Below are 11,111 nucleotides of genomic sequence, written 5' to 3' on the forward strand. Positions count from 1 at the left end.
CGTGTACATTACCTAACCATGAAAAAAAACTATTTACCCTTCCTCTTTTTTTTACTGTCCCTAACCACTGCCTTTGCCCAGAGCCGGAGCCTGAAACTCGACGGTGCCGTTACGACAAAAGATCAGGTGACTATCAAAGGTAAGGTGGTGCCCTACAATGTCACCGCGGGCAACCAGCCGGTCTTCGACGAAAACGGAAAACCCATTGCCACGCTGTTTTATGTGTATTACGAGCGGTCGGATGTGACGGATAAGACCACGCGCCCCCTGATGATTTCGTTCAACGGCGGTCCGGGAGCGGCTTCCTGCTGGATGCACATTGGTTATACCGGCCCGAAGCGGGTGCTCGTCGATAGTGAAGGGTATCCGACCCAGCCCTACGGGATCAAAGACAATCCGTATTCGACGCTGGATGTCGCCGACATCGTGTACGTCGAGCCGGTCAACACAGGGTTCTCGCGGGCCGTAAACGATTCAATTCCAAAGTCGAAATTCTTTGGGGTCAATGCCGATATCAAATACCTGGCCGAGTGGTTGAACGTGTTCGTGAGTCGGAAAGATCGCTGGTCCTCGCCCAAGTACCTGATCGGGGAGAGCTACGGTACCACGCGGGTATCGGGACTGGCGCTGGAGTTGCAGAATGCCAGCTGGATGTACCTCAACGGAGTGATTCTGGTCTCGCCCACCGACCTGGGCATCGGTCGGGAAGGACCGGTGGCTTCGGCGAACATGCTGCCGTATTATTCGGCAACGGCCTGGTATCACAAAATGCTGCCTTCGGACCTGCAACAGAAAGACCTGACGGCCATGCTGCCCGAAGTCGAACAGTTTACCGTCAATGAACTTACACCCGCGCTGGCCAAAGGCGGGTTTCTGGAGGCCGACCGGAAAAAGCAGCTTGCCGGTAAAATGGCGCGCTATTCGGGACTGTCGGAAAAAGTAATTCTTGAACATAACCTGGTGATTCCGTCCACGTTCTTCTGGAAAGAACTCCTGCGCGATAAGGGTTATCAGATCGGTCGGCTGGATTCGCGCTACCTGGGTATCGACCAGGAAACGGCAGGCGAACGACCCGATTATGCGGCTGAATACACCTCTTGGCAGCATTCGTTTACCCCGGCCATCAACTACTACCTCCGCGAACAGCTCAAGTACAAAACCGATCTGAAATATTATATCGCCGGGCAAACCCGCCCCTGGGATCGCGACGGGGCCAACACCGACCGGACCGGCGAAAACCTGCGGCAGGCCATGGCGCAAAACCCCTACCTCCATGTCTTCATTCAATCGGGGTATTACGACGGAGCCTGCGATTATTTCAATGCCAAATACGATATGTGGCAGATGGACCCCAGCGGTAAGCTCAAAGACCGCTTTGAGTGGAAAGGGTACCGGGGCGGCCACATGATGTACCTGCGGGATGAGGACCTGGCTACGTCGACCGACGATATACGGGCGTTCATCCAGAAAACCTTACCCAAGCCGACCCAGCCAGCGAAATACTAACAACAGAATACCTACTTTTTTAATCAGTAACGCTACATGAAACGGATTGCAGTTTTAGTGCTTATCGGTTTAACCACGGGTTCTCTCTCGTACGCCCAGGGGCAGCGCGGGCAGGGGGGGCAGCGAGGAGCAGGCGCTCCGGCAGAGGCCGCTCAGGCCCCGCGCTCAACACCCGGCACCTCGGCCAAAGCGGCTCCCGGCGACCTGACCCTGCCGATGGATTCGACCATCACGACCTCACATGCCATAACGGTCAAAGGACAGCGGGTGCCTTATACGGCTACGGTTGGCACCCAGCCGGTCTGGGATGAAAATGGGAAGCCCATTGCCGGGGTTTTTTATACCTACTACGAACGCTCGGACGTAAAAGACCGGACGACACGCCCGCTGGTCATTTCCTTCAACGGCGGCCCCGGAACGGCATCGGTCTGGATGCACCTGGCCTACACCGGTCCGAAGCTGCTGAACATCGACAGCGAAGGCTACCCGATGCAGCCGTACACGGTGAAAGATAACCCGAATTCGCTGCTCGACGTCGCCGATATCGTCTACATCGATCCGGTCAATACGGGCTATTCGCGGATGGCGAACAAGGATGTGCCGCGGTCGAAGTTCTTCGGGGTTAATTCCGATATCAAATACCTGGCCGAGTGGCTCAACGTGTTTGTGAGCCGCAAGAACCGCTGGCCTTCACCCAAGTACCTGATCGGGGAGAGCTACGGTACCACGCGCGTATCGGGACTGGCTCTGGAGCTGCAGAACGCCAGCTGGATGTACCTCAACGGAGTGATTCTGGTCTCGCCCACCGACCTGGGTATCAGCCGGGAAGGGCCCGTAGGGGCGGCTAATCTACTGCCGTATTATTCGGCAACGGCCTGGTTTCACAAGCGGCTTCCGGCGGAGCTCCAGCAGAAAGACCTGACGGCCATGCTGCCCGAAGTCGAGCAGTTTACCATCAACGAATTCATTCCGGCGCTGGCCAAAGGCGGGTTCCTGGAAGCCGATAAGAAAAAACAGATCGCTACGAAAGTTGCCCGTTATTCAGGATTGTCGGAGAAGGTAATTCTCGAACACAACCTGATGATTCCGACCTCATTCTTCTGGAAAGAGCTCATGCGTGACAAGGGCTACACCATCGGCCGGCTCGATTCGCGCTACCTGGGTATCGATCGGGAAGATGCGGGCGAACGACCCGACTATTCGCCCGAGCTGACATCCTGGCTGCACTCGTTTGCGGCCCCCATGAACTACTATTTCCGGGATTTCCTGAATTATAAAACCGACCTGAAATACTACATGTTCGGCCCCGTTCATCCGTGGGACCGTACGGGTGCCAATGCCGACAAAACCGGTGAAAACCTTCGGCAGGCGATGGCGCAGAATCCGTACCTGCACCTGCTGGTTCAGTCGGGCTACTACGACGGGGCCTGCGATTATTTTGGTGCTCAGTACAACATGTGGCAGATGGATCCCAGCGGTAAGCTGAAAACCCGCATGGACTGGAAAGGCTACCGGAGCGGGCATATGATGTACCTGCGCCAGGAAGACCTGGTAAAAGCAAATGACGACCTGCGGGAGTTTATCAAAAAATCGACACCAAAGCCAGGGCAACCAGCTAAGTATTAGGTTGTTAAGTTCCAGCGTAGACATGCCCCCTTCGGCGTCACCTATTTATAGCCTACCAGATTGACTACAAATAGGTGACGCTGAAGGAGGCATGCCGGGATCAAAAGCCTTACTTCACAAATGCGATTCTGATCTTTCTGATCACAAACCCTTTACAATCCTCTCCTCTTCATCTCCTGCTCGATCAGAAACAGCTCCCGGCTGGTTTGTCCGGCGACGGAGCTGTTTTCCTGCGCTCTACGCATCAAATAAGGAATGACATCCTGAATAGGACCGTAGGGCAGGTATTTACTAACATGGCAACCGATCTTCGCCAGATTGAACGTGATGTTATCGCTCATGCCGTACAACTGCGAAAACTGAACGTGGGGGTGATTCAGGGGGAGGGCTGCCTGGGTAAGCAGCCGAACAGCCAATAGCGCGCTGTTTTCGTTGTGCGAGGCAATGATGACCGATAACGTATCTATGTGGCTGATACAGAAGTTGATCGCTTCGTTGAAATCGTCGTCACTAGCCGCTTTGTCAGCCTGAATGACCGTTTGTTCATTCAACTCTGCCGATCGTCTGCGTTCTTTTTCCATGTACGCACCCCGCACGATTTTAACGCCCAGCAGGAAGTTGTTTTTTTGCGCCAGTTCAAAGCAATATTTAAGAAAATCCAGCCGGTCATGGCGGTAAAGCTGAACGGTATTATAAATGATGAATTTCTGCTGATTATAGCGCTGCATCAGCTGCATGGTCAGCGCATCGATGGTATTTTGAATCCAGGATTCTTCTGCGTCGATCAGGATGCCGATGGTTTTTTTCGTGGCCAGCTCGCATAAATCCACGACGCGCTGTACTACCCGTTCCCATTCCTGCTTTTCCTCCGGACTTAACTGGCTGGTATCGAGTTCAATTTTTTCGCCTGAAGCCACAGCCGATTTATTGAGTTTTTCCAGCAGGGTAAACCGGGCCAGTGCCGTCAGCTTGATACCGATCAACGGAACATTTGCATGCGTAGCGGAATGGTTGATAACCCGGATAAATTCGTCTTTTGTTTTATTGAAATCTACCTCAGTTTCTTTACCTTCCGCTCCGTAATCCAGGATAACATCGATGTTGTATTTTTGTAGTTTATCGATTAGAGCGGTTGTTTGGTCGAGAGTTTCTCCCCCAACAAATTGCTCGAAAATAGTAGACCGGATAAGCCCCGTAACCGGTAGGTTCCATTTAACCGCATACATGGTTAACGGTATGCCCATTTTGACCAGCCACTGCTGGTTCATCAGCTGAAATAAATAATGCGTTTTTTTTAATTGTTTGTCTGACTTATAGACAAACGCCTGGGCTGTATTTTCGAAAGAGAGCGTTGCTTCCGTATGCATTTTCTTTTTGATCAAATTTATGCGCTGATTTTACGCAAAATTCATTTCAGCAATTTTCGCTTATACATGGATAATTCCTGTATATACTTCAATTCTATTGGATAATACCAATAAAATATTAATTCACCAGGTTGGCTTTCAGGGCAACTATTGAGCCGATTTTCATCGGGTTTCTTTAGAAAACGGTGTTTACAACCGAATGGTTTTATAACGATAGAAACAAACGTGGACGAGTAACTCATAAAAAATCAGGATTCATTCGAATGAGATGGTGCCAACGTCATATTATTGATAGATGAGTAATTTCATGTAAATCAAATCGTTTGTGATCTATCGTCGTCGCATCTGAAGGAAATAAGACAAGATGGCCAATAGTGTAAAAACCAGCGATGAACGCTTGCAAGTACTCGGTATGTAGTTTAATTTTGTTTTAATCTCGGCGCACCGCTATAAGGCAAGCAGACCAGTGCCGGATTACCTGAAATTGGCCGTTAATTAGATAATTCTTCTATTGAATAATAACGCTTAATTAATACGATTGTCCATTATGAAAGTGTTGCAGTATACCCCCCCGGTTCCTAAAGAAGATTCGGTAGTCGTAGATGAAGATATTCTGCCCCATTTTTATAATTATTTTCATCGGCACAAACAGCTACAGTTGACGTTGATAATTAAAGGGGAAGGTACCCTGATTGCCGGTAATTATAGCCAGGCGTTTAAGCCTGGCGACATTTATATTTTGGGCGCGAATCAGCCGCATATTTTCAAGTCGGATCCAGCCCATTTTGCCAATCCTGAAAAAGATAATTCGCATGCCATTCATGTGTATTTCGATCAGGATCGGATTCCGGATGCTTTTTTCAATCTGCCGGAAATGGAGTCTATTCGGAATTTTCTTGATAAAACGCACAATGGCTTTCAACTCCCGGACTACTATACTGCTAACGTATCCCGGTTGATTTTAAAATTAAAAGATAAATCGAACTTGAATCGATTGCTGCTAACCCTGAAATTATTTCAGTACTTCTCGCAAAAAGTAAGTGGTTGGAAATCGCTGGATTCGGGTTTTGCCAGTAATACGCTGGCCGTTGGCGAAGGAATACGTATGAACGACGTATTTCAGTATACCTTAGAGCATTATGCCGAAAATATTACCCTGAACAGGATAGCCGAAGTAGCGAATATTACCCCCCATGCGTTCTGTAAATATTTCAAAAAACACACCCGAAAAACGTACAATACGTTTCTGAATGAGATACGTATCAACGAAGCCTGTAAGAAAATAATTAACAACAATTACGACGGTATTTCTACCATTGCCTATTCGACCGGTTTCAATAGTCCGACGAATTTCAACCGGGTCTTCCGAAAAACGACGGGCATGACACCCAGAGATTACATCCGCGAATACAAAAGCAAAGCTGGCGACTGGACGAATTAGTAAGATTGAAACACAGAGCGGTCTGCCGTTGCGGCACTAGTCATTGTGCTGAAATAAAAACTATCACCAAAACCATTCTACAGCGTATTGATGTATGTTCACATCGCGAGTAAGGAGTTGCATATTTTCAACTAAGCTTTGCGCGATTAGGAGCCGATCAAACGGATCTCGACGCAGCATGGGTAAGGTCAGCAGTTCGCGCGTGTGCGAAAAAGTGACAGGCAGCAACTCAAAGCCATTTCCATCCAACAGAGCGAGTAAATTTTCGTAGCCGGGTGTGAAAGTCAACGTTCCCAGCCGGATTTTAATAGCCATTTCCCATAAACTGGCTATGCTTACGAATGAAGTATTGGCTGGGTCGCTGATAGCTTTTCGAGCGGTTGGTGACAAGTCGGAAGTGCTACCATTAAGGAACCAGATAAGAGCGTGTGTATCGAGTAATAGATTCATTACATATAGTCTGCAAAGTCGTTTAGGGGGGCGTCAAAATCATCGCTCATTTGAAACTGTCCTTTGGCACTACCGAATACAGGCGTTTTTCGCTTTGAGTGCGGTTGGTTTGCATTCTTCTCCTGCAGAAAAGCAATAAACTCTTCTACCTCAGCCTGATAGGCAGGAGGGAGCGTCTGGAGCTTATAAAAGAGCTGCAAGTAAGTCATGGATTAATAGGTCAGTGAGTTCTTTACAAAGATATGATTTTCATATATCATATGGGTTACCAGGCGATTGTTAGACCCGTACGGACCGAAACCCGGTATAATGCACTAAATTTGGTCGCTGACTAAAACGGGCATTAACTCGGCCTGTCATGATATTTACAACCTGATCGTACATGGATTTTTCAAAGCAGAAAAAAGGAACAGCCGCCATCTGGGCGGGCGAAACTGAGCGCTTTTTTCAGGGCGCAACTACTCCTCCCATCGTCAACAGCGTAACCTATGCCTACGACGATCTCGACGAGTGGTACGACGTAGCAACCGGCAAAGCCAACGGCTTCATCTACAGCCGCAATACCAACCCGACGGTGCATGTGTTCGAAGAAAAGGTGCGGATTCTGGAAGAGGCCGAAGCGGCTACCTCGTTTGCGACGGGCATGGGGGCCATTAGCAACACGTTGTTCGCGCTGCTGGGGCCGGGCAAGCGGGTCGTTTCGCTCAAAGATACCTACGGCGGCACCAGTCGGCTATTCCTCGATTTTCTGCCCGGCTACAACGTTCAGGTGACGCTTTGCGACACGACCGACCATGAGCAACTGGAAGCCGAGATCGCTAAAGGCTGCGACCTCGTTTATCTGGAAACGCCGACCAATCCAACCCTGAAAGTCGTCGATATCAAGCGGTTGGCAACGGCTGCCAAAAACGTGGGGGCGGTGGTCGTGGTCGACAATACGTTTGCGACGCCCATTAATCAAAATCCGCTGAAACTGGGTGCCGATCTGGTCGTGCACAGCGCTACCAAATTTTTGTGCGGCCATTCCGATGCCATGGGTGGGGTGCTGGCCGGAAAACGGGAACTGGTCGAACAGGTGTTTCGGTTTCGGGAAATCAACGGAGCCAGTTTGCAGGCCGAAGCGGCCTATATGATTGCCCGCGGTATGAAAACCCTCGAATTACGCATCGAACGGCAGAATGCATCGGCCCTGAAAATCGCTCAGTTCCTGAAAAACCATCCTAAAATAGACGATGTATTTTACCCCGGTCTGGACACGCACCTGGGCCATAGCATCGCCAAAACGCAGATGTCGGGTTTTGGCGGCATGATGAGTTTTGCGCTGAAGGGTAATTACGACGACGTAAAGAAATTCCTGCCCAGCCTGCGATTTGTGCACCTGGCGGCCAGTCTGGGTTCAGTCAGTACGCTGGCGGGCCCTCCCAGAACCACCAGCCATGTCGAACTGACCGAAGCCCAGCGCGCTCAACTGGGTATCCCCGAAAGCCTGATTCGCTATTCGGTGGGTATCGAAAATGTAGAAGACCTGATCGCTGATCTGGATGCCGCATTGACGGCGTAAGCGTCTGGATTATAGCGGTGCCACGGTTCAAAACCGTGGCACCGCTGATCCTATTACCGGCTCTCATCCATCAGCGTAACCGGCTGTATGGTACGGGCGAGCAGGTGGATACATAGCCAGGCCAGCACGTATGCACTGCCGCATAGCACGAACAGGTAGTTGTAGCCGATCGTTATGTTGCCAGCTGCTTTGTAGGTGTCGAGCAGCGCCCCCACCACGATCGGAAACAGAAGCCCGCCGACTGAACCTGCCATACCACCCAGCCCGACTACCGAACTGATCGCATTTTTGGGAAACATATCCGACACGAGCGTAAACAGGTTCGCGCTCCAGGCCTGGTGTGCGGCAACGGCCAAACTCAGGAGCCCCACTACTTCCCAGATGGTGGTGGCGTAGCGAGTCAGCATAATGGGCGCAATGCAGAGGGCGTAGAGCAGCATCGCCGTTTTGCGGGAGCGGTTGATGGTCCAGCCCCGACGAATAAAGTAACCGGACAGATAACCGCCCCCCACGCTGCCGATCGTAGCTGCGGTATACACGAAAATGAGCGGTAAGCTCGGCTTTTTCAGGTCCAGATTGAACGACGACGCAAAGTAAGAGGGGAGCCAGAAGAGAAAAAACCACCAGACTGGATCGGTCAGTAACTTGCCGACGATAAACGCCCAGGTCTGCCGGTAGCGAATCAAACTGAGCCATGGGATCGTCTCACTGGTGTTGCTATCGGCATCGCTGGTTATGTAGGTTAACTCCTGCGCCGACACCCGCGTGTGGCGCTGTGGACTTTCGTAGCCCCACCACCAGAAAACAAGCCAGGCGAACCCGACCAGTCCCGTGAGCAGAAAAGCAACCTGCCAGCCGTAAACTCCCAGCACCCACGGCACCAGGATCGGGGCTACTACCGCGCCGATGTTCGTGCCGGAATTAAAAATGCCTGTTGCCAGTGCCCGCTCTTTTCGGGGAAACCATTCGGCCACGGTCTTGATGGCCGCCGGAAAATTCCCACCTTCACCCAGGCCCAATAGCGCCCGGTAAAATCCAAACCCGAACGTGCTGGTAGCCAGCCCATGGAGGCAGGCCGCGATACTCCACACAAACACCGCGATGGTGTAACCCAGCTTCGTACCGATGGCGTCGATGAGTCGGCCGAAGACGACGTAACTGAACGCATAGGCGGCCTGAAACGCCATCACGATGTGGCTGTAATCGGTTTCCGTCCAGTTGAAAACGGTTTCTAGCGTTGGTTTGAGCAGGCTGATTACCTGTCGGTCCAGGTAGTTGATGGTGGTGGCAATAAACAACAGCACCACGATTCGCCAGCGGTAGGTGGTCATAGTCAGAACGAAAGGGTGCGTTGGGTACGGCTGCTTTCCTGGGCCAGGTCGATCACGCGGGCAAGCCGCTGAATATCCGTGGGTGTAATGGCGGGTTCGGCCTTATTGACAATGGCTTCGTAGAGGTTGTCGTAAAAGGGTGTGTAATTGCCCAGCTCACTCTGGATGACTTCAGCCTGCCCATCGCGGTAGAGCGTGCCCCAGCGATCCTGCGGTTCGTCGCCCCAGGTAGCCTGGTCGGGTAGCTGATTCTGACGCAGGCGTTCTTCCTGCGGGTCCAGCCCCCCTTTGATAAACGAGCCGGTTGTGCCGTGCAGGGTAAAGCGAAGCTGATTGTGGTAATTGATCAGGCTGGATTCGAGCCGAACGACTTTATCGGGGTACCCCAGCCGGATATCGAAATAATCCGTGACCTGACTGTTGGGCCGGATGCTCCGGAGTGTTGCCTGGACCGTGTCGGGTTGGCCAAACAGGTGCAGCGCCTGATCGAGCACGTGTGGCCCCAGATTGTATAGGTTGCCCCGACCTAGGCCCGCCTGCTCCTTCCAGCTTTGGGCCTGCGCATCGACGGGCGAATAGCGATCGTACCGGCCTTCGTACTCGATCAGGGTACCTAAAGCGCCCTCGGCCAGCAGGCGCTTGATGGTCAGAAAATCGGAATCCCACCGGCGGTTCTGGTAGGCGGTTGCAATACGGTCCTGTCGCTCGGCCAGTTCAAGCAGACCAGCCGCTTCGGACTCGTTGAGCGCAAACGGTTTTTCGACTACCACGTGCTTGCCATATTCCAGTGCCTTGCGGGCGTAGCTAACGTGAGTTTCGTTGGGTGAGCAGATGAAAACGAGATCGATCGACGGATCAGCGAACAACTCGATCGGTGTGGCGACCCACTCGATGGACGGATCGAACTGACGAACCGCGTCGGGCCGACTACTGACGACTTTCTTTAACCGAAACCGCGGGTTGACCGACAAAAAGGGCGTGTGAAAATAACGACCCGATAACCCAAAACCGACTAAACCGACCTGAAGAACATGAGGCATACTGAGCAAAAAAAAGAAATAAATCAGGGTATAGTGGGTAAAGCAAAAGCCACATACTTATCTCCTGATTGGGGGGGCAATTTTCCACCTCCATAGGCAATTGCCAGCTATTGATTGTAAGCGGGAAAAGTTGACCGCGTCGTTTTCCAAAATGAATTTCTGCCGACCAGGAACCCGCCTTGCTTTTGTCCGCAAGTGAACAGCGGTTGTCCAGTTGCGGACAGAATTTATTCATGCCACAAAAGCTAATTGATTGATAATGAGATTGCTGATGAGTTGGCACAACCTTTGGCTTATAAGTGTCAGACAAGTAGACAACAAAAAACACCAAACATACACGACCATGTTAACACTAATGACCAAAGTAGCCGCTTCTCTTTTGTTGAGTGCTTCTACGTTAATCAATCCTACCAAACCTACTACGCCCAAGACGCTTTCGTTCGAAGCCAGCGCGTTTGTGACAAACACCAATCAAATCCGTGTGGCCGTCAATAAAGCCGAGGGCGTACCGGTTGATCTGCTGCTTCGTGATTCGGAAAATATGGTCATTTTCCGGCACAGCATCGACAGAAATGAAGCGAAGTACACCGTCAAACTGAACGTCGACGATCTGACTGACGGAAAGTATGTGCTGGAAATCAAGTCCAGAGAAGGCAGCATTCGCAAGCAGTTGAACTTGTCGACAAAACCGGTCGAGCAGACCAGCCGGTTGGTTGCCATGGAGTAGTCGCAGGCAGTTCTTAAAACGACAGCAGCCCGGTGTTTGCCGGGCTGCTGTCGTTTTAAGCA

At 51.3% G+C, this 11,111-nt stretch carries 10 protein-coding genes; 5 read left to right on the plus strand and 5 right to left on the minus strand.

From position 1 onward, the window contains the following. The first annotated feature begins 18 nt into the window (after positions 1-18). Entirely contained in the window at positions 19-1,506 is a 1,488-nt protein-coding gene (locus ACYVC2_RS16750) for a S10 family peptidase (protein WP_461103733.1), read from the plus strand. A 36-nt stretch (positions 1,507-1,542) separates the two neighbouring features. Then, on the plus strand, positions 1,543-3,132 hold the full coding sequence (locus ACYVC2_RS16755; protein WP_461103735.1) for a S10 family peptidase: 1,590 nt from the start codon (positions 1,543-1,545) through the stop codon (positions 3,130-3,132). A gap of 152 nt (positions 3,133-3,284) precedes the next feature. Here the strand turns inward: ACYVC2_RS16755 and ACYVC2_RS16760 are convergent, their stop codons facing one another. After that, the gene (locus ACYVC2_RS16760; protein WP_461103737.1) at positions 3,285-4,499 is read right to left on the minus strand and encodes a proline dehydrogenase family protein; all 1,215 of its coding nucleotides are present in this window, start codon (positions 4,497-4,499) and stop codon (positions 3,285-3,287) included. Between the two features lie 547 nt (positions 4,500-5,046). Between ACYVC2_RS16760 and ACYVC2_RS16765 the strand changes: the two genes are divergently transcribed. Beyond that, positions 5,047-5,940 (plus strand): AraC family transcriptional regulator, encoded by an 894-nt coding sequence (locus ACYVC2_RS16765; protein ID WP_461103739.1) that lies wholly within the window; start codon positions 5,047-5,049, stop codon positions 5,938-5,940. Positions 5,941-6,003: 63 nt separating this feature from the next. Here the strand turns inward: ACYVC2_RS16765 and ACYVC2_RS16770 are convergent, their stop codons facing one another. Both ACYVC2_RS16770 and vapB read right to left on the minus strand, forming a co-directional pair. Beyond that, positions 6,004-6,390 (minus strand): type II toxin-antitoxin system VapC family toxin, encoded by a 387-nt coding sequence (locus ACYVC2_RS16770; RefSeq protein ID WP_461103741.1) that lies wholly within the window; start codon positions 6,388-6,390, stop codon positions 6,004-6,006. After that, entirely contained in the window at positions 6,390-6,599 is a 210-nt protein-coding gene (vapB, locus tag ACYVC2_RS16775) for a type II toxin-antitoxin system VapB family antitoxin (protein WP_461103743.1), read from the minus strand. The genes ACYVC2_RS16770 and vapB overlap by 1 nt, the downstream gene beginning before the upstream one ends. A gap of 173 nt (positions 6,600-6,772) precedes the next feature. Here vapB and ACYVC2_RS16780 point away from each other — a divergent pair, with 173 nt between their 5' ends. Next, positions 6,773-7,951, plus strand: a complete 1,179-nt coding sequence (locus tag ACYVC2_RS16780; RefSeq protein ID WP_461103745.1) for a cystathionine gamma-synthase family protein — start codon at positions 6,773-6,775, stop codon at positions 7,949-7,951. A gap of 53 nt (positions 7,952-8,004) precedes the next feature. On the opposite strand, the gene ACYVC2_RS16785 is transcribed toward ACYVC2_RS16780, so the two are convergent. Both ACYVC2_RS16785 and ACYVC2_RS16790 read right to left on the minus strand, forming a co-directional pair. Further along, positions 8,005-9,282, minus strand: a complete 1,278-nt coding sequence (locus ACYVC2_RS16785) for an MFS transporter (protein ID WP_461103747.1) — start codon at positions 9,280-9,282, stop codon at positions 8,005-8,007. Between the two features lie 2 nt (positions 9,283-9,284). Further along, a complete protein-coding gene (locus ACYVC2_RS16790; protein WP_461103749.1) occupies positions 9,285-10,322 on the minus strand; it encodes a Gfo/Idh/MocA family oxidoreductase in 1,038 nt (345 codons plus the stop codon). 343 nt (positions 10,323-10,665) lie between these two features. On the opposite strand from ACYVC2_RS16790, the gene ACYVC2_RS16795 reads away from it, so the two are divergent. Then, positions 10,666-11,049 (plus strand): hypothetical protein, encoded by a 384-nt coding sequence (locus tag ACYVC2_RS16795; protein ID WP_461103751.1) that lies wholly within the window; start codon positions 10,666-10,668, stop codon positions 11,047-11,049. Positions 11,050-11,111: the final 62 nt, after the last annotated feature.

It is taken from the genome of Spirosoma koreense, from assembly GCF_054777875.1.